Source organism: Agromyces sp. Leaf222 (assembly GCF_001421565.1).
Lineage (GTDB): Bacteria > Actinomycetota > Actinomycetes > Actinomycetales > Microbacteriaceae > Agromyces.
The window spans coordinates 2,435,644-2,454,534 of record NZ_LMKQ01000001.1; the positions used below are offsets into that span (position 1 = coordinate 2,435,644).

At 65.9% G+C, this 18,891-nt stretch carries 17 protein-coding genes; 10 read left to right on the top strand and 7 right to left on the bottom strand.

Features of this window, described 5'->3' with window-relative positions:
• Positions 1-21: 21 nt before the first annotated feature.
• Entirely contained in the window at positions 22-3,456 is a 3,435-nt protein-coding gene (mobF, locus tag ASE68_RS10805) for a MobF family relaxase (protein WP_055861162.1), read from the bottom strand.
• Positions 3,457-3,933: 477 nt separating this feature from the next.
• Here mobF and ASE68_RS20235 point away from each other — a divergent pair, with 477 nt between their 5' ends.
• On the top strand, positions 3,934-4,251 hold the full coding sequence (locus tag ASE68_RS20235; RefSeq protein WP_157421614.1) for a hypothetical protein: 318 nt from the start codon (positions 3,934-3,936) through the stop codon (positions 4,249-4,251).
• A 298-nt stretch (positions 4,252-4,549) separates the two neighbouring features.
• Here the strand turns inward: ASE68_RS20235 and ASE68_RS10815 are convergent, their stop codons facing one another.
• A complete protein-coding gene (locus ASE68_RS10815; RefSeq protein ID WP_157421615.1) occupies positions 4,550-5,521 on the bottom strand; it encodes a restriction endonuclease subunit S in 972 nt (323 codons plus the stop codon).
• Positions 5,518-7,398 carry a class I SAM-dependent DNA methyltransferase gene (locus ASE68_RS10820; protein WP_055861167.1) on the bottom strand — a complete coding sequence of 627 codons (1,881 nt, stop codon included), beginning with the start codon at positions 7,396-7,398 and terminating at the stop codon, positions 5,518-5,520. Before ASE68_RS10820 ends, ASE68_RS10815 begins: the two co-directional genes overlap by 4 nt.
• 107 nt (positions 7,399-7,505) lie before the next feature.
• Here ASE68_RS10820 and ASE68_RS10825 point away from each other — a divergent pair, with 107 nt between their 5' ends.
• Positions 7,506-8,153, top strand: coding sequence for a hypothetical protein (locus tag ASE68_RS10825; protein ID WP_157421616.1), 648 nt, complete (start codon positions 7,506-7,508; stop codon positions 8,151-8,153).
• Between the two features lie 84 nt (positions 8,154-8,237).
• Here ASE68_RS10825 and ASE68_RS19870 read toward each other — a convergent pair whose 3' ends face one another.
• Genes ASE68_RS19870 through ASE68_RS10840 form a run of 4 tightly spaced genes read right to left on the bottom strand, consistent with a single transcriptional unit; the run spans position 8,238 to position 11,391 of the window.
• The gene (locus ASE68_RS19870) at positions 8,238-9,377 is read right to left on the bottom strand and encodes a S9 family peptidase (RefSeq protein WP_235480830.1); all 1,140 of its coding nucleotides are present in this window, start codon (positions 9,375-9,377) and stop codon (positions 8,238-8,240) included.
• A gap of 14 nt (positions 9,378-9,391) precedes the next feature.
• Positions 9,392-10,390, bottom strand: a complete 999-nt coding sequence (locus ASE68_RS10830) for a DUF6545 domain-containing protein (RefSeq protein ID WP_157421617.1) — start codon at positions 10,388-10,390, stop codon at positions 9,392-9,394.
• Positions 10,387-10,851 carry a hypothetical protein gene (locus ASE68_RS10835; RefSeq protein ID WP_235480831.1) on the bottom strand — a complete coding sequence of 155 codons (465 nt, stop codon included), beginning with the start codon at positions 10,849-10,851 and terminating at the stop codon, positions 10,387-10,389. The genes ASE68_RS10830 and ASE68_RS10835 overlap by 4 nt, the downstream gene beginning before the upstream one ends.
• A gap of 60 nt (positions 10,852-10,911) precedes the next feature.
• Positions 10,912-11,391, bottom strand: a complete 480-nt coding sequence (locus ASE68_RS10840; RefSeq protein ID WP_235480832.1) for a hypothetical protein — start codon at positions 11,389-11,391, stop codon at positions 10,912-10,914.
• A 272-nt stretch (positions 11,392-11,663) separates the two neighbouring features.
• On the opposite strand from ASE68_RS10840, the gene ASE68_RS10845 reads away from it, so the two are divergent.
• The 8 genes from ASE68_RS10845 to ASE68_RS10880 all read left to right on the top strand — a co-directional run bounded on the left by ASE68_RS10845 (position 11,664) and on the right by ASE68_RS10880 (position 18,790).
• Positions 11,664-12,770 (top strand): ArdC family protein, encoded by a 1,107-nt coding sequence (locus ASE68_RS10845; protein WP_055861176.1) that lies wholly within the window; start codon positions 11,664-11,666, stop codon positions 12,768-12,770.
• Entirely contained in the window at positions 12,767-13,681 is a 915-nt protein-coding gene (locus ASE68_RS10850; protein WP_055858279.1) for a bifunctional DNA primase/polymerase, read from the top strand. The genes ASE68_RS10845 and ASE68_RS10850 overlap by 4 nt, the downstream gene beginning before the upstream one ends.
• The gene (locus tag ASE68_RS10855) at positions 13,669-14,361 is read left to right on the top strand and encodes a DUF2637 domain-containing protein (protein ID WP_055858282.1); all 693 of its coding nucleotides are present in this window, start codon (positions 13,669-13,671) and stop codon (positions 14,359-14,361) included. Before ASE68_RS10850 ends, ASE68_RS10855 begins: the two co-directional genes overlap by 13 nt.
• A gap of 406 nt (positions 14,362-14,767) precedes the next feature.
• On the top strand, positions 14,768-15,652 hold the full coding sequence (locus ASE68_RS10860) for a hypothetical protein (protein WP_369800075.1): 885 nt from the start codon (positions 14,768-14,770) through the stop codon (positions 15,650-15,652).
• Positions 15,649-16,629, top strand: coding sequence for a ParB N-terminal domain-containing protein (locus ASE68_RS10865; RefSeq protein ID WP_055858288.1), 981 nt, complete (start codon positions 15,649-15,651; stop codon positions 16,627-16,629). The genes ASE68_RS10860 and ASE68_RS10865 overlap by 4 nt, the downstream gene beginning before the upstream one ends.
• Before the next feature lie 81 nt (positions 16,630-16,710).
• Positions 16,711-17,337, top strand: coding sequence for a hypothetical protein (locus tag ASE68_RS10870; RefSeq protein WP_235480833.1), 627 nt, complete (start codon positions 16,711-16,713; stop codon positions 17,335-17,337).
• Between the two features lie 9 nt (positions 17,338-17,346).
• Complete coding sequence (locus ASE68_RS10875; protein ID WP_055858294.1) at positions 17,347-18,522, top strand: M23 family metallopeptidase; 1,176 nt, start codon at positions 17,347-17,349, stop codon at positions 18,520-18,522.
• Position 18,523: 1 nt separating this feature from the next.
• Positions 18,524-18,790, top strand: a complete 267-nt coding sequence (locus tag ASE68_RS10880) for a DUF6112 family protein (protein WP_055858296.1) — start codon at positions 18,524-18,526, stop codon at positions 18,788-18,790.
• The last annotated feature ends 101 nt before the right edge of the window (positions 18,791-18,891 follow it).

Below are 18,891 nucleotides of genomic sequence, written 5' to 3' on the forward strand. Positions count from 1 at the left end.
GAATGCTGCTTGGTCAGCACTCTAGACCCGGCCCCCGACGTGCGGAATGGCAAGGTTGACGTTCGGCACTCGGTCAGCAGCGGCGCGATTCACCTCGTCCGCGATGCGGCGCGCTGATTCGAGGGCGGCTCGCGCCCGAGTGGCATCCGCCTTCTGCACGTCGGATGCCGGTCGGCCGTCGCCGAGCGGACGGCCGTCGGTGATGCCGTACCGATCGCGGTACGCCGCGACGACGGCGAGGTGTCGCCGCCATGATGAACCCGCGACCCCAAGCGGCGGCGGGCCGAAATGGCGTAGCCAAGCAGCCTGCGATTCGATCGCGCGCTCCGTCAGCATGACGGCACGCGCCTCGATGAGCTCGGCGCGCTCGCGCAAGGCGCTCGCGTCTTCGGAGTCCATCGGGCCGGCAGCGACAGGGATCAGGCCTGCGACGAAGCGCGACCGACCTTGCGGAGCGACGACATCACGGGCTCGATGCACGCGCGCCCGAAGCACCGCCGCGATATCCGCGGCATCCTCGAATCCGCGCACTTTGACCGCCGTCGCCAGGACTCCCGAGACATCCGCGCCGCTTGCCTCAGCCCTCCGCAGTTCTGCGCAGAGCGGGCCGAACGCGTCCGAAACGACAACGCCGTACGCCTGCGCCTCGCTGAGTCCGACGCTCCGCACGAGAGACGTCCACCGCGCATGCTGTGCGGCAGCCGCGATCGTCTCGTACTCTGCCGCGACCTGCGCGATCGAGCCCACTCGCTCCTGCTCGCCTACCAGCGCCTCGTGCGCAGACGGCTCTGCGCCGACATGACGCAGCACGCCGACGAGCACCGACTGCGCGGTCGCATCGACGTCATCACGTGGCCGGATACCGGTGTGCGCGACGTCCGGCCGGTCGAGCGCGACATAGGCGGTGTTCTCGTGGCGGCCCCGCGTCATCGCGACGTAGAGGTTCTCACGGGTCATGCCGCGCGCGACGACGACGTGCGCGGTGTCGGTCGTGAGTCCTTGCGCACGATGTGCGGTGACGGCGTATCCGAGTTCGACATGGTGCCGCACGTATGCCGCCGGCAGCCGCGCGCTACTCCCCCGGCGGCTCCCGCTGGGTCGAACCTCGATCGCCCCGCTTCGGTGCACCGCGAGCACGGTCCACCGATCACCGTTGCGCACCCATGCGTGACCGACATGCAGACGACGATCGTTGCGGCGGGTGATGATCGTGTCGCCGACCGAGACGCGAGTGCCGTCGTGCAGCGCGAGCTCGCGCATTGCGTCCACACGCCCGTCGACGATCGAGTCCGTCCGCGCGCGCTCGTTCAGCGCCGCAACCGCTTCGTGCGAGTCGCTCACCAGCACGCTCATCCGCCCGGCACGAGTGTCGGCGCGCCACGCCAGGTATGCGGCGTCCGCCATCGCTTCGCTATCGCCATCCTTGACCCGATCGTGCGCGAGATAGGTCTCGATGGATGCCTCGTCACCGCGTCGCAGACCGAGCGATGCCGCCTTCTCCCAGTCGTGCACAAATCTATGGATATCGACGAGCTCGGCAACGTCTGCGTGATCGCGCGCAAGCATGGCGAAGGCGCCTCCTGCCTCGACCGACTGCAGTTGCGCGTGGTCGCCGACGAGGAGCACCTTCGCGCCAACTGCTTCGGCGAGCGCGCTCACTCGATCCAGAGCAAGGGTTCCGGCGAGGGATGCCTCGTCGACGATCACGAGCTGCCCGCGGCCGAAGGCGGTGCCGCTCGTGAGATGGTTTTGCCACCACTTCGCCAGGTTCTCGGTCTGGATGCCGAGGTCCCCGGCGAGCACGTGGGCGGCAGCCGCCGATGGCGCGAGCCCAACAACGGATCCGGGACCGTGCTCGATCTCCCATGCACGCCGGAGGGCAGCCATGGCGGTGGTCTTGCCGGCGCCGGCCGGGCCTACGAGCACGTCGAGCACACGACCGGAACTCGAGATGGATACGAGGGCTGCAACCTGATCGTTGGCAAGCCTGCGGTCTCTGCCCGCCCGGTGTTGGTCACCCACGTGGAGCGCGGTGAATGACACCGTGGGGCCCGATGCATCCGTCGCCCGTTCTCGAAGCCGTACCTCTGCGTCGAGAAGTTCATGCGAGGTGAATACGGTCGAGTGCTTCGGCCGGAAGACCGACGTGCCATCCTCGCGTCGAAACGCGGCCGGGCTGGTCGTGAGCTCCGCCGGAGTGAGTTGCAACGATGCGTGCTCCGCGGCCTCGACGACGAGTCCGGTCACAACCTCACGATCGGATGGTGTCGCGAATCGGAAGTGCATGGTCTGACGTGCGGCTTCGGCCGTGAGGTTCCAGTGCCGCCAGGTTGCACGCTTCTCGCTGACGGCGTGCATGACCTGCACGCCGAGCGTTGCGATCGTGTCAAGCGTCACGTCTGCAGCGGTCACCACGCGCGGCGAGGTGGACGCGGATGCTCGGCGCGCCCACGCCGTTGCATCCTCGCCGAGCGCCGCTGTTGCGCGCGCACGCCAGTCCCTCGTGAGTTCGGCGAGCGAGCGCACATGCTTCTCGGGACGCGTCGCCAGAGTGGCCTGTGCGCGAAGGCGCACGATGGTCGCGCGACCAGGGCGATGACCGTGCGCAGCGGTGTAATCAGCGATGAGGCGATCGGCCTCCGCCCCGATGCGCCGTGACCGTATCGAGAACTCGAGCACGAGCGACTCGGGCACTGATGCAATCGCCCACACCGGGTTGCGATCGCGCCCACGCTCGCGGCGTTCCCACCCGACGCCGAGGTCGCGCGTAAGGGCGTCGGCGAGCCACGCCTCATGCAGCTCGGACATGGCCACGATGGCATCATGGAGCGGCCGTCCGTCCAGAGAGCGCCACTTGCCGTCGAGCACGGTCCGCACCTTGTTGCTCACCACGACGTGCGTATGCAGGTGGGGATCGCCCGCGCGGCTGTCGAAGTGGTCGAACGCCGTTGCGATGAGCCCCGTCACCGCGACCTGTGCGACGGCGCCGTCGGCTGCGGCGACACCGGTCCTGGTCGCCGCGACCTCTCGTTCCATGTAGTCGACGACGCGTTCGACCGCCTGGTGGTGAGCTCGTGCGATGATCGTCTGCGTCGCGGCATCCGAAATGCCCCAGAGCACGCTCGCCGATTTGGGCATCGAGAAGGTGATGTCGAAGCCGGCAACCGCACGCCTGCTCTCTGCGTACTGCGGGAACGCCCGGCCGAGCGGCTCTCGCGTGACTGGGTCCGACCCTTGGCCGATCAGGAATTGCAGGTGCTCCTCAGTGACTGGATCGCCCGCGGCGAGCGCGCCGTCGGCCAAACTCCCGACACCTGAGCCGATCCAAGAGCCCGGCGGCGTGCCCTTTGCTTCGTAGTACCGGGTCAGCGGGGTGGCGAGTGAACGATTGCCATCGGCTGCCGCAACGGTGCGAAGCAGGTAGCGGTATCCCTGTCCTGCGCTCATCACCCGCATCGAGACCGTCACCCGCACCCACCTCCGATCACGCGAGCAAGGTGCGCGCCCTCGATCTGCAAGAGGCGTGGCAAGCCGTCGATTGTGAGTCGCGGTGGGCAGATGCGCTTATCGACCCAGGGCATGGAGGGTTGGCGTGTCAGTAGGCGCGATCTAGAATTCGAACATTCATTCGAATGAGGGAGGCGCGATGATCGCGACGCACACGTCAGAGCCTGTTGTCGTTTGGCTCGACGAGGCCGGAGCCCCGACCCGTCTCGTCTTCCGCAATCTCGGGTACCGAGTCATCGATACCCCTACCCGGCTGCCGCATGACGCATGGTTGTCGTGCGGTTCAGACCACTCAGGGGCGTTGCCTGACCGGTCCCCACTCGGGTGGCGGGTCACTGGCCGCTCGTCGCACGACGAGATACTCGTCTTCGATCTCCGGCTCCAGCCGACGGGCTGGATCGTCGAGAACGTGTTCGCGTAACACCCGTGGGAACGAACAGACGCTATCCAGACCTCCCCGACGAACGCCGCGACGCGATCGCCCTCGAGATAGCCAAGCAGGGCTCGCCCGTTTCGTTGACGACGAGCGAGGTACGCGCCACCGGGCGCCGCACGGAACCGCCAGCGCCCATTCCGGTTGTGGCCAACGTGCGGTATCGCGTGATCTACGAAGAGCCTCGGCTCGTGCAAGCCGAGGCGATCGCCTGGACCCGCGGCGCGGTGCTCATTCGATATGCGGAGCCGGAGGCGCAGGGCGATCGGTACGTGTGGGTGTACGCGAGCGCGGTGCGGCGGCACACTTGAGCTCTCCCGGGCATCCCGCACTCTTCGATCGTGGATCCTTGTCGCCTGGCCCGAAACTCTTGCGACCGGGCATTGGAGCGACCTGCATCGGAGGGATCCGATCTGCGCTAAGCCGTCGACGGATCTTCAAATGGAAGTCGTGCGACGATAGAGGGCGTTATTCAGCCTGTGCGCGGCCTAAACCGGCCAAGCGTCGATGAGCTTCTGGCAGTAACTTCGTGGGCCGTTCTTCGGTTCGTCGAGCACGGCGCCCTGAGCACGCCCTCGCTACGGCGACGCTGCGCGCAGGCGCATGTTGCTAGTCCGCGGGAGCGATCGCCGCGGAGAAGGGGAGCCCCCTCATCACCGACTCCGCGTACGCCCAATCAGGGTCGCCGTCCCTGGCCGGCAGGCGAATGGTCGTATGCTTCATCCGCTCCAGGGTCCATTTGAAGCCGTAGGTGAACCGGGGGCGCTCATGCTTAATGGCGGTAGCTGCGAAAAGCAGTGCCCACTTCGAGAGCTCGGTCCTGGGCACCAAGATGTTCACGTCGTCGCACGCGAAGTATGGCTCGTCCTGGTAGAACGCGAATCCGACGGAGTTTCCGTTGTAAACGACCGTCAACGTTCCAGCGGGGGCGTTGGGTTCCAAGTCACACATGTCGGTGACGCCGTTTCGATGCTCGGATGCGCCAATGAAGCGGGTAGTGCCAGGTCGACGGTCGGCTTTGGTAACGCGCTTACCCTTTCTTACCTCGAAGAGGTCTTCGATAGTGAAGTCGTTCCACTGCACGGGAGGAGTCAATTCCACGTGCCCTTCGAGGCTCCGTTGCAAGCCGGCGGTTGTCGGAATCTCGCCATCGTTGACCCACGCAGGAACGCTCGCAGGGACTTCAATCGTCCGCAGCGTGCGATTCGCCTCGCGACCGAACGCGGTGTATCGAAACGCATTGTGTCTGATGCACATGGCGTAAAAGAGCCGGTGGAGCAGAGGCATCGACGGGTCTCTGGGCGAGAGCACCGCGACGTTCTGCGCCGTGTAGAAGGGGCGCTGCTGTACGTATGTCGAAAGGAGGCGTGAGCCACCGAGGGCAACGGTAAGGGAGCCAGCGAGGTAGAGCTTGACCGAGGCGGGCAGCGGTGCGACGTATCCTGATACGCCACTATGACCTGCCAGTCCACCCTTGCGTCCGACGAACGCGATGCCCGACGACTTATGCGTGCGCGTGAGCTTATTCATATCGAGCTTGTTCCCATACTCGACGTCAAACAGGTCGTCGATGGTGGTCACTCTTCATCCTCCGCGTTGTCGCCGTGGCCCAGTGTGAAGAGCGCGTAGTCGAGAAGAACGCGTTCGAAGTCCTCCTCGGTCAATGTGGAGTAGTCCGTCTCCATGTAGGCTTCAGCAACCCATTCATCCGTGGCCGTCACCTTGTGCATGACGGACTCGCCGGCGTGCACCTCGCGATTGCGCCAAGACTCAATCCAGCGATCACGAATCTGGGCCCACGCGTGGTTCTTATCAACCCGGCCAAGATTCTTGACCTTCACAAAGCCATCGTTTCGCCAGTAGCCGAACCACGTCTTGCGGTCGGAGACTTTGTGAGGTTTGTGCGCCGTGTAGACCATGATGCACGTCACGACACCGACCGGCGAGAAGACCTCGGGCGGCATCGACATCACCGCCTCGAGCGTGTGGTGCTTGAGCAACTCGTTCTTTTCTCCGGAGGGTGCAGTCGCGCACGAGACCGGAACGATGGCGACTCCAATGCCGCCCTCCGCGAGCATGTCCAGCATGTTGCGCACGAAGCGAAGTTCGGACAGGTCCTGCTTGGACTTCGCGTACGGGGGGTTGATGAGGCCGACGGTCGGCTGCATCGGCTTGCCGTCGAGGCCCTTGTGCTTCTTGACTGCGGCGATGTTCGGGGAGTCGAAGCACGAACCCTGGTAGAGGTTCGCCTTGCCGTCGCCGCGGAGAATCATGTTGGAGGCGGCGAGGGCGTACATCGTGGGTTGCTGTTCAATCCCAACGAGGCGCTCGGCCTTGATGGATGCTATTTCGGCGTCGGTCGTCGCAGTCTTGGTCATCTGCATCATCGCTGAAATGAGGAAGCCACCCGTACCTGCACAGGGGTCTACAACGACGCTGTGCCGATTCACGTTCGCGATGAGCGCAAATAGCTCCGTGACGTGGCGCGGCGTGAGGACGATGCCGAGACCCTTGCCGTCGCCGCCTGTATAACGCAGGAACTCGCCGTAGAACTGCCCGACCACATCGAAGTCGTGGTAAATGGTCATGAAGGGCAGGACGTGCTCCGCGAGCATCGTCACAATCTGATTTAGTAGGCCCTTCGGATATGCCGTCGTCGCCTTCCCGAGCTCGGGCTGCACCTGAATGGTCGTGAACGGCTGCACCAAGTTGGCGACCTTCGCCTTCGGCAACTCCTTGTCGGTCATCTGACGACGGATGGCATCCATCCACGCGCTCGGCAAGTCCTTCGCGGGGTACGCCTGGTAGGTATCGGCGAATACCTGATCTCGAAGCGCGATGAGCGTGCCCGCGACCGCGAGCGGCTTCTCCTGCTCAGTCATCTCGGCCTCGTCGCGCATGAAAACGTGGAGTTCCTGCGAGAATTGGATGAGATCGCGCTCTCGTTGACGCTGCACGGTCGGGTCGAACGACGCGGCCGCGATGAGGTCGCTGAGCGGCACGAGTTCATCGATGTCGGCACCAGTCGGCGCGACGAGCCGACGGTGCTCAGACGAGCCCTTCGGGATGAGGAAGAACGACGACTGGGAGGCTTGCGGGGTGCCGGACACGGCAATCGCGACGACGGTGTACATTGCGCTCAGGTGTCGCGCGTAATGCAGCACGCCGTCAACCGCGTAGTCCACGGGCCGGTCGAGATTGTCGCTCTCGTGCTTGGAGATATCCGCCTTGCATTCGACGAGTACGACGATATCGGGCGTCGCCGGGGCAGTGACGATGAATTCCGGATAACCGGCGCTCTTGCCAGTGCCCTTCTTTGACGCCTTCGAGAGCGCCGAGCGGATCGCAACGTTGACGCTCTGCTGCTTCTCGACCAAGATGCCCTGCTCGTCTTCGTAATACCCCAGCTCACGCATTCGGTCGCCAACCATGTCCTCCGTGATGCGCTCATTCGCCATGAAATGAACGTAGCGGTTCTGGGCATGCTCAAAATGCACGGACGCCCCAGTCGAGAGCGCCGCGCCCACGACAATGGATGCGGCAGAGTGTGAACGAGGGGAGTTTGATGACTGTTGAGGAGTACGTCTCGGAGGATGGGCACGGTCCGTACGGGATGTGGCACGTGAGGGACCTCCTGCCGCCTGTCGTGGCAGACATCCGCCTCGTTCTCGTCTTCGAGTCGCCCTACGTAGACGAAGTGGCAGCTGGTATCCCCGTCGTCGGCCACGCCGGCCAACTCGCACTCGATTATCTACTGAGTTCGAAGGCAAACGGGCGGAGTCTCGGGCGCGTCGTGGCTGCTCAGCACGCCGCGGGCAACTCGCGGATCGCGATTCTCAACACCTGCAACGTCCCGCTCGCCTCGGTCTCCGACCCCGACGAGACGGGACTGGATGGGGACGATTGGAAGCTCCTCGAGAGCGTCCGCACGTCCGATGCGCAAACGGCAATGACCATGGTGCGCCCGGAAGCCAAGGCCGTCGGTCGCGTGCTGATGACCAGCCTCGAACGTCGCGTGAACAACCTTTACCTCGCGCCGGACGCGACGCTCGTAGCCAGCGGAGTGTGCGCTCGACGCTTCCTGCGGTCGTTCAAGCCGACGTCTGGTCATGTGCCGCTGACCGTGCCGCACCCATCGCGTCGCCAGTGGCAGAACGACCCGAACAGCCCCCATCTGCGGGAGGTCCGCACGCTCTTCCGGAAGTACTTGTAGCGAAGTGGAGCGACCGTTGGGATGACCGAGAAACGCACCGCGGCCGCTCGGTGAAGGGCATCAACGCGAAATCAATCGGCATTCTCAGTTATGTTTCGGGCTCACCCAAACGCCCAGCCACGCTGAAACACATGCACGCCAGGCGTTGGGATCAACGTTCCAGGTGAACGTGTGGTCGGCACCAAACAAACTGACCTCGACTGCCGGATTGAGGCGAGCGAATTCGTGCGCTGCGTCAACCGGAGCGGAGGTATCTGCTGTGCCATGGAGCAGCAGGATCGGAAGGGCGACGTACGCCGGGCCGGCGATCTGATTGAAGGCTCCAGTCACAACCGGCGCCGCGAGCCCGGCGAACCTCGACAGAGCCGGCAAATCCAGCCAAGGCACGGCGAGCACTCCGACCCATCCCGGCATGCCAGTGTGAACACAGTTGGCTTTGATCGTCTCGATCCAATCGAGCACCGGCGACTCGAGCACGATGCCTGCCAGATGTTTACGCACCCCAGATCGCGAAGCGAGTTGGAGGGCGATCGCGCCACCCATCGACCAGCCAAAGAGGATGATCCGGCGAGCACCCTGATCAAGGGCGTATTGCACGGCGGATTCGACGTCATCGGTCTCCAGTGCTCCCAGAGTTGAACGCCCGCTGCCGACCTGAGGTCCTTCTCCATCGTTACGGAAGGACACGACGAGCGACGTCAGCCCCACATCCGTAGCGACCTGAACACCCCGGAGTGTGCCGGCACGAGGACTTCCGAGACCGTGGATATGAATCGCCCAGTCCCCCGATGCCTGCTGTTGCGGCACGATTACCCAGGCAGGCGCAGGGCCAACCGGCGTGCGAATCTCCACGTCGCGCGCGTGCAGTCCAGCATCCGCCGGCGTCCGGAAGTAGATGCCGCTCCACGAGGCACGCGCCCCAGGCACAAGCGAGGGCGGCACGTCCGGTTGCTCGACGTCCCGACCTACGAGGCCCGCACCAAGGTCAATGACTCGAGGGCCGAGTCTCACCCAGTCCCCGGACTCGAGAATCAGGTTGAACTGGCCGACGACTTCCGTCTTCGGCGTACGAGCGAGAATGACCATGGGCGTCTCTCCCGACTCATCCAGACCTCGAACAACGAGGTCGAACATGCGTGGTCCCGCTGGCGCCGTCACGCGCCGCGCGATGACGTACCCGAGGCCGACGAACGCGAGGCTGACCGCCGCGAGCGCACCGAGCACAGCGCGAACCGACCTCACTGCCGCACCCGCGTCGATGTGGCCGCGTCTGGTGTTGCACCCTCGCCGACCAGATGGCGCTCAGCATCCTCGAGAGCTTCAAGATCCGCGCCCCTGACAACGAAGGCGACCCGAATGTCGATCATCGCGTCGCGGATCTCCACCACCTGACGGTGCAACAGCGTCTCGGGGTCATCCGCATCGAAAACGGCCTCCGCGTTGCGACTGATACCCGGGTGGACGTCGGATGCGGCCTGCCAGACGGACGCCAACCGGGCTGCGAGTGCCCGCGTGGTGCGTTCGCGTCGGCGAGCTCGGACCGCCCGAGCGAACGGCTGCCCGGCGAACCCGCTGCATAGGAGCAGGAAGGTAAGCAGATACAGCGGGCCATAGAGCACGGCCGCGGTGCTCATCAGGTCCGTGTTGCCAGCGAGATGCGCGACATCCATGACGATGATGTCGATGGTCAGTGAGATGCCGAACCCACAGCCCGCAACCAAGAGCGCCGGCGGCAGCGCCAAGATGCCCTGGCTGACGCGAACCTGCTCGGAGGCCACCACGGCCATCGCTCCGAGCACGACCGCGTAGTACGTGAAATGGATCATTGAATAGACCGCCGCGGCGGGTTGCTGACCAAGGTCGAGCATGAAGTTCGTCGTGGTCGCACCACGCTCGATCAGGAGGAACGCTATCGAAGCGCTGAAGACGGCCGCGCCGAACACAACGCGACTGAGCGCAATCCGCACGGCTCGGGGCGGGTGATCCGCTGCCTTCATGACGCCGCGGCCGAGCAGGAAGACCCCGGTCATCAACGCGAGGTCGGCGACCAGCGTAACAGCGTTCGATCCCCCCGCCGCAGCGTCGAGCGTGAGATACACGGGATCGATGTTGAGCGTCATAGAAATCGCGATCGTCACCGCGGCCCAAGTGATGGTGCGCTCCACGCGTCCGCGACGCAGCACGAGCAGCGCGAGGACGAGCAGCCACATGAGGCTGGCGACAATGACGGACGTCACCCGAAGATCTCCACGAATCGAGAATCGTGCGTCATCGAGAGCCGGATGGCGGCAGCGAGGTGATCGGCCAGCGATTCGGCCGCGACCTCATGGGGTTCGTTGAGATTCTGTCGCCGCAGCAGTCGTCGTCGGGTGGCCGGCGGGATGTCAGGCAGCAGGAAGTCGGGCACGCGAAGCTCTTCGCCATCGATGTGGCCGAGGATGAGGTGGGCGATCTCGTGGAGCACGAACTGCTGGCGGTGCAGCTGCGACTCCGTCGGGGCATGGAAGATGAGGTCCTCGGTTTCGAGCTCGACAAGTAAGGCACAGAGGCTCGCCTCATGGCCGAGCTCTTCCAGTTCGACGATGCGGATGCTGCGTCCGCGGCGCTTCTCGATGACCTCGACCAGCGAATCAAACGAGAACGCTTCCCCGAGCGCGAGCCCATGCATTGCCGTCGACACCGCGACTGCGCTGTTCACGTGTCCTTCTCCCTCCGGATCTGGGTTGGGCCAGGATCCGCGACGTTCGGGCGCCGCTGGTCACGAACGGGTGATCTCCTCATCGAGATATCTGCTGATGGCATGGAGCGCATCGGGCGAGATGTCGCCCAATGTACGGGCGGCGTACGCCTTGACGCGCGCAGCACGCATGGATCGCACGAGGTCGAGCTGTGCGCTCACTCGTTCCGGCGTGACCGCGCCGTCGTCGCCAGCAAGGAACTCGGCATCCACGTCGAAGTATGCGGCAAGCCCTTCATAGAGGCGGCGGTCTTGCACCCATCGATGGCCGTTGACCATGTACGTCCAGCGGGAGCGCGAAAGCTTCGTTCCGCGCTCGCTCAGGAATGCCGCGATCTGTGAATAGGTCGGCTCCGCGCCCGTCTCGGCTATCGCGACGTCGATGAGCAACCGCAGGCGGTTCGCCAGATTCTCCGCCGATTGGCGGTTCTCGACGTCAGCCATGCTTTTCAGCCCCTCTTCCTTCGGGTCAGGCAGGGTCAGGTGTTGCCGCTCATCCAAATTGAGCATTCTTCAATGTACCAATTGAGCATGCTCAAGACAAGGGTTGCGCATGCTCAATCGAGCGTGGTAGACCGAACATCGACGGACTGTTGAGCATGCTCAATGAAGGGAGTTTCTTGCACAGTGCATACATCGCGCATGTCTTCGCCAGCAGGGCCCGCGTCGACGACATGACCGCTCCAACGCGCCGGGGGTGACCCCGTGCGCGATCAGCACACCTCTGCGATAGCCGCCCATCCGCGCGGCCCTCGCTCCGGAAGGTGGTCGTCGTGTCGTCGATTCCAGGCCAGCGCGTCGAACGCGACGCCAAGATCGCTGAGCTTCACGAACGCCTGACCGTTGCCGTCGAACAGCTCGTGTCTGGCGACGCTTGGGTCAAGGCGATCGAGTTCGCAGCGCGCTTTCGTCGACGGTCGTTCAACAACGTGCTGCTCATCCACGTACAGCACGCCGCCGCCTACCAGCTCGGAACAGTGCCCGAGCCTGCCCCGACCTTCGTCGCGGGCTTCAAGCAATGGCAGGCGCTCGGGCGACGCGTGACCGCGGGCCAACACGGGTACGCGATCCTCGCGCCGCTGACCGCGAGATTCGCGACCGCCGACCCGGCCGATCCGGGCGCGTGGCACAGGCTCGCGTCAGCTGAGCGCCCCAGAGCTGGCGAAGTGGTCCGACCGAAGCTCGTCGGCGTTCGACCCACCTACGTCTGGGATGTCTCGCAAACCGACGGGCGGCCACTCCCCCAGCGGCCTGCACCGAGGCTGCTCCGTGGCGAGGCACCAACGGGGTTGTGGGATGCTCTCGCCGCACTGGTTGATCGCGCCGGCTTCGTCCTGTCTTCGGCACCGGATGCCACCGCGCTCGGTGGCGCGAACGGGCTCACTAACTTCGCTGATCGCACCGTGCTCGTGCGCGCCGATCTCGAGCCGGCCGCGGCCGTCAAAACGCTGGCACACGAGCTGGCGCACCTCCAACTTCACGACCCGGTGGCGGCGCCACGCGGGATCGGACCGCTCGCAGGTACGAACCCCTCAGATGACGTCCCTCAGCATCGTGGGATCGCCGAGGTCGAGGCCGAATCGGTCGCGCTCATGATCGGCGCCGCGCACGGCATGGACACTTCGGTCTTCACGGTTCCATACGTGTCCGGGTGGGCCGACTCGGTGCCCGGGATCACGCCTGTCGAGGTCGTGCAGGCCACCGGCGAACGGGTACGACGCGCGGCAGGCGGCATCCTCGATGAGCTCCGAACGCCGCAGCTCGACGACGGCGATCCCGTCGCGCTCGGGCAGGTGCAGGTCGCCGCAGCTCGCTCGCTCGCTCCGACTGCGCCGCCGAACAGAGCGATGGACCGGATCAGCACGCGGGGGCTCGCATGAGGTTCGGCGAGGTTCTGCTCCTCACGAGCAGGCTGAGCCCGCGTGACGCCGCACGCGCGTTCGCGGATGCCGGCATACCGGTGTTCCCCTGCATCGCCGGAGGCAAGCGACCGCTGACGTTGGCCGGCTTCCATGATGCGACCGCCGATTCCGGGGTGGTCGCCGAATGGTGGTCGGCCTGGCCGAACGCGAACCTGGCGGTGCCGACTGGCGCACGGTCCGGTCTCGAAGTCGTCGACGTCGACGTCACGGACGAGCGATCTGGTTTCGACGCCTTCTCGGTGGCACAAGCGGCCGGCATTCTGGACGGCGAGTACGCACGAGTCCGCACCCCCTCAGGTGGGATGCACGTGTACTTCCCCAGTGCCATCGACCGGCCGCAACGCTGCTGGCAGTCAGCGACGGCTCACATCGATTTCCGCGGCGACGGCGGCTACGTCGTGGTCCCGCCCTCGTGCATCTCAATCGACACCGGTTGCGCCACGTACCGACTCTCCTCGCTCAGCTCAGGGGAGCCGCGCCCGGTCGACGCGGCCGCGCTTCGCTCGCTGATCGATCCGAACTCGGTACGACCGCGAAGGGATGTTGCGCAAGCCCCGCCGTCGGCAGCGCTACCCGGCACCGTGGACCGGCAGCGCCTCGCGGCGTGGGTGGCTCAGCTGCGGGAAGGCGAGCGGAATCACGGCCTGTTCTGGGCAGCATGCCGACTCGCCGAGGCAGGGCTCATGGCCGTCACAATCGAAGACGCGCTCGGTGCGGCCGCCTCGAGCGCGGGCCTCGCCGACGACGAGATCGCCATCACCATCCGGTCAGCCCAACGCCACGTCAGTCGGAGCTCGGCTGCGCAGGCCGTCTGGCAGGAACGCCCGGTGGTCGCAACGCGGATCAGCGAGTCATCATGCAGGCGATGACGCCGCGTTCCAATGATGTTCGGCTGGCGACGTTGACTGCGGTCGCCGGTACCGTCTTCATCGCCGCGGGTGCGTTCTGGCTCTCGTTCACTTCGCTCAGCGATCTCGCACGGCGTTCCGGAGTGGATGCCGGTCAGGCGTGGATGTGGCCGCTCATCGTCGACGGCATCATTGTGGTCGCGACGGTCGCAGCGGTCGCACTCACCGGCACCCGGGGCGCCTGGTATCCGTGGATGCTGCTGGTCGCGGGCGCCGGCATCTCGGTTGCCGCGAACGCGATTCATGCAGTCGTTGCGGAGACGACCGAGGTTCCGCTGGTGCTCGCGGCCTGCGTCGCATCCGTGCCGCCGATGGTGCTGTTGGCCATCACCCACCTGACGTCGGTGCTGATGGGTTCGAAGAGCAGCACCCAACCGGATACCCGGCACATCACGACATCGACAGCACCGGCGCGCGCTGTGGCGAAGGCGCGGCGTGCGCTCCCGCCTGCTGCTGCGACGTCGGCCCCCATCGCCATCCGCGACGATGCGTCATCGCTGCGGTCGCTCGGTTGGTCGAACGCGGCGATCGCGAAAAAACTCGGCGTGCACCCGTCCACGATCGGGCGTTGGCTGAGCGATCACGTCGGCGCACCTTCCTCGCAGACCGACACCCTAAGGGAAGGTGCGAGCGATGGATGAAGACGAGTTCGAGAAGTCTCGGGCGATGGGCGATCAGGCGGCCAGGAAGACTCTGACTCAGCCAGGTGTCAGAGAGGGTGATCTTCGTGAGCGCATTCGAGCTCTCGTCGACGCATCCCGATCCACGATCGGAACGGAACGTCTCGCGGGTGAACCGAACGGGTCCGACCAGCGGCCGGGAATCGTCTGGGTTCGTGCTTCAGATCTCTTGAACTCGAGCACTGGACGAGTCGCGAGTCGCGGCCTCGATCTCGAAGCGGATCTCGCGCGCCGCCTGCGCCGAGCACCGGCATCCACCCGGCGCGCGATCCGGGAGCGCGCTGCCAAGCTCCCTCCCCTCTCCGAGTTCGGCCGCTCCCCCGCGCCCGCCCAAGTTGCCCGCGCAGGCCTTGGACGGCGGTGAATCATGAGCATCCTGCTGACCGCGGCAACACGCACCGAACCGACAGGAGGTGCCGCGATGAACTGGAGCTCAACTCGGGAAGACGCCACGCAGGCGTTTCGCACGTCAGAAGGCCTGCGAACACTGCTTCGGCAGCTGCAGGAATCCGATGGCGATGCCTGGCGCACCGACCCCGAAGCATCCGCCCTCTTGCAATTCGCGGCGGAGAAGTATTCGGCGCTTGCGCGCAAGCACGGCCTCGATCCTTGGGAGGCAGCGTCGGCCGCGTTCGACGCAATGCGTGCGCCAGCGACGCTTCGCGCCGACGACCCGTGGGCACTCGTCACCCGTGCGGTGCAGGTGACCTGCATCGCCGAAGAGCGAGCGCAGGGGTTGCTCTGCTCAGTGCATCAGGCACGACGAGCGAAGGTGTCGGCCTTTCACGACGCCGAGCGATTCAGCGACCGCGAACACGAGTTGCCGGAGTACCACCCAGCGTTCCGCACCGAACCGGTCGACTTCGACCCGGACCACAGCAACCGCGAGGACGTAAGCGCCGCCGTTCGAGACGCGATCATGCTCTTCAGGCTTCTCGGCTGGCCTCGCGACCGCGCCAGCTCCGGCGTCGAGTATGTCTGTGGCCGCCTCGCCGATGCGCCGTCACGGGCATCTGCGTACGAATCGCTCCGACGAGATGCCTCAGCCCGCGCCCACCTGGATCTGCCCCAACGAGCCTGGCTCGCAATGCTCAAGGCGTTGCTCGGGTGCTGCGATCCGTTGCATCAGCACACGGTCGCCGGACGCGGCATCCTGTGGCGCCTGCTTGTCGGGGAGCCGCTTCGTGCGCTCCTACATGACGATGATCTGGTGACGGAGATCGTCGTCAATGCGCCGAGGGTGCTCTCATGACCGGCGGGCAGGGACACATCGAGCTTGATCGGTCGATCGAATCGATCCGCATTGGTGCGCGTCACCGCCACGACCTCGGCGACATCAAAGGACTCGCCGCCTCCATCGAGCGGCAGGGACTGTTGCAGCCGATCACCGTCACGCCGGATGGGGATCTGGTCTGCGGCGCGCGCCGCCTCGCTGCCCTTCGGCTGCTCGGGCTCCGACAGATCAGTGTCTGGGTGCGATCGGGGATCTCCGATGATCTCGCCCGGCTGCTCGCTGAACAAGACGACAACGCGCTGCACAAGTCCCTCGCGCCGACCGAGGCCGCTGCCCTGTACCGAGAGGTCAAGGAACTGCTCGCGGAGGATGCCCAGAGGCGACAGCAGGCGAGCCGGTTCCAAGCCGGCGGAGCTCACCCGGACGGTGCCGCACCGGGTGCGGCACCGAGTCCACGCGGGTCCGGGGATGCCCGCGCCCAGGCCGCCCAACTCGTCAGCGGCTCTCGCTCGTACAACACGCACGAACGCATCGGGCGGCTGCAGCAGATCGCGGATGACGAGACCGCACCGGCCGACGTCCGAGCAGATGCGAGGCGGGCCCTCGAAGCCATCGATGGCGGGGCGCCCGTGAAGCCCACGCTGCGCGCGCTGACGGAGCAGCTCGAAGGCACTGATGACCTCGACGAGGAGACGGAACTGCAGCAGCTCGCGCAGACGGCACTCACTCGGGTGAAGTCGGAGCCGCGGTCCAAGCGGCGCGGTCGTGTGTCGGCAGCGCGGGATGACGGCGAGCTCCTGAGACTTCCGGCTCGCGCATTCGTCCTGCAGTGGTCGGACCTGCACGAGTGGTGGCGGCGCTTCGATGCCGAAGAGGTGGCGGCAGCGCTGACCGACGAGCAGTGGGCCCAGTTCGAGGCGACGATCGAAGGATCAGTCGAGTTCGCCGAGTCGCTTCGCAACCTCCGACGTCGCGCCCTCGCCGCATCAGGATGACGCGGCTCTCCTCTCCGATGACTGAAGCCATCGAGGTCGAGGAGGAATCAGCTCGTGACATCCATGCGAAGCCGCAGCGCGTTGATCGCCCTCATCGGCGGCGCGACCATCCTGCTCGCGCTCATTGGCGTCGGACTCTTCGGTCTGCTTCGCGGTCCTGCCGCCGCACAGACGGCCGAGCTGCAGACGACCGCGGCGAGCTCGCGGCCGGCTCCGCGTGAGTCCGTGGCGACGCCAAATGCCGTTGCAGAAACCAAGGACGCCGGCCGGTTCGCGCGGAGCGTCGGCAGCGCGCTGTTCGGTTGGGACACTCGGGCCGACGGCGGTGCGAATGCATGGGCACAGCCACTCATCGACGCGAGCGATGGCGACGAGGCGAATGGCGTCGCGGCCGACGTGCGCTCGTATATCCCGGACGGCGCACTCTGGGACGAGTTGCGGACATACGGCACCCGCCAGCGACTTCGCATCGAGGTGATCGAAGTGCCCGATGCCTGGGCCGCCGCTCGGTCGCAAGCCTCGGCGTTGCAGCTGCGGCCCGGCGCATCCGCGTTCACGATCTCGGGAACCGCGGAGCGATACGGGACGTGGAAGGGCGCTCCAGTCGCAAGCGAACGCGCCGTGTCCTTCACGGTCTTCATCGATTGCCCGGACTCGCACCCATGCCGACTGCTTCGACTCTCCCGACCCGATGCGCCGCTGCAGTGAGGCCCGCGGATGCATCGCCTCGCCATCATCCTTCTCGTTCTGCTCTTTGCCGGCCCACCGGCAGCGCTCGTCGGCGTTGCCGCATTCGTCAACCCTGCAGCGCGCGCCTGCGCATCGGGTTCATTGATCATCGGAGATATCCCCGACTCACTGACGGCTACGACCCGATCCGGCCACACCATCGCTCTGAACAAGAGCCAGCTCGGCCACGCTGCGACGATCACGACGGTCGGCTCACAGACCGTCGGGGTCGGTCGCGACGGCGTGATCATCGCCATCATGGCCGCGCTCACCGAATCCGGTCTCAGGATGCTCGCGAATCCCAGCGCGCACCCCGAATCGGCTAGGTACCCCAATGACGGCAACGGCTCTGATCACGATTCACTCGGACTGTTCCAGATGCGACCGGCATCTGGATGGGGCAGCGTCGCGGAGCTGATGAACCCGGACTACCAAGCCCGCGCCTTCTACGGCGGTACGACTGGGCCGAACGCGGGCTCGCCACGGGGCCTGCTCGACGTCTTCGGTTGGCGGGAGCTCGACCGCGGTGCCGCGGCTCAGGCCGTCGAGGTCAGCGCCTTCCCAGATCGCTACCGCGAGTACGAACCGGTCGCCGAGTCGATCCTCACGGAGCTCACTCGCTCCGGCGGGCGTGCAGGCAGCGGCGCAGGGGCCGCTCCCCCACGCGTGCCGGAGACCACGCGGGTCGTGTTCCCCCTGCCGGATGGCACCTACACGGGCACCGACAGCTTCGGTTGGCGTGTCGACCCAGTCACCGGCGAGCGCCGCTTCCACGCCGGCAGCGACCTGGCGGCGCCTGCGGGCACGGCGATCCTGGCCGTGGCGGACGGCCGAGTTGTCTTCGCCGGTGAACGCGGAACGTACGGCGGGCTGATCGTGCTCGAGCACACCGTCGCCGGCCTGACGGTCGCCTCCTTCTACGCACACATGTACGACGAGGGCATCCACGTCGCCGTCGGAGACACCGTGGCGGCCGGCCAACACATCGGCGACGTCGGCTCAGCAGGCAAATCGACTGGCCCGCACCTGCACCTCGAGATCCACCCCGGCGGCCAGGGCGAGCCTGCCGTGGACGCCGTCGACTGGCTGTCAGACCATGGGGCAGCAGGTGTCGGTGACGCCGACCTCACGATCGCCGGATGCCGCCCCGAAAGGACCCACTGAAATGGACATCTTCCCCGACTTCGGCGCCGTTGGTGCCGCCACCGAGCTCCGCAGCATCATCGGCGCGCTCATGACCTACGTGCTGATCTTCGCCGTGCTCATGCTCATCATCAGCGCCGTGACGTGGGCGCTTGCATCGTCGAATGGCCATGTTCAGACCGCCGGTCGTGCTCGCATTGGGGTGTTGGTCGCTGCTGGCTCGGCAGCATTGGCCGGCTGCGGCATCGCGTGGGCGAACTTCCTACTCTCGGTCGGCTCAGGGATGTAACCGACCATGCGCTGCTGAAGGGCTGACTGATTGGCGGACGACGCGCTAACTGGCACGCGCGGAAACGACGCGTACTGGCGAGGGCTGTTGATGGCGCCGCC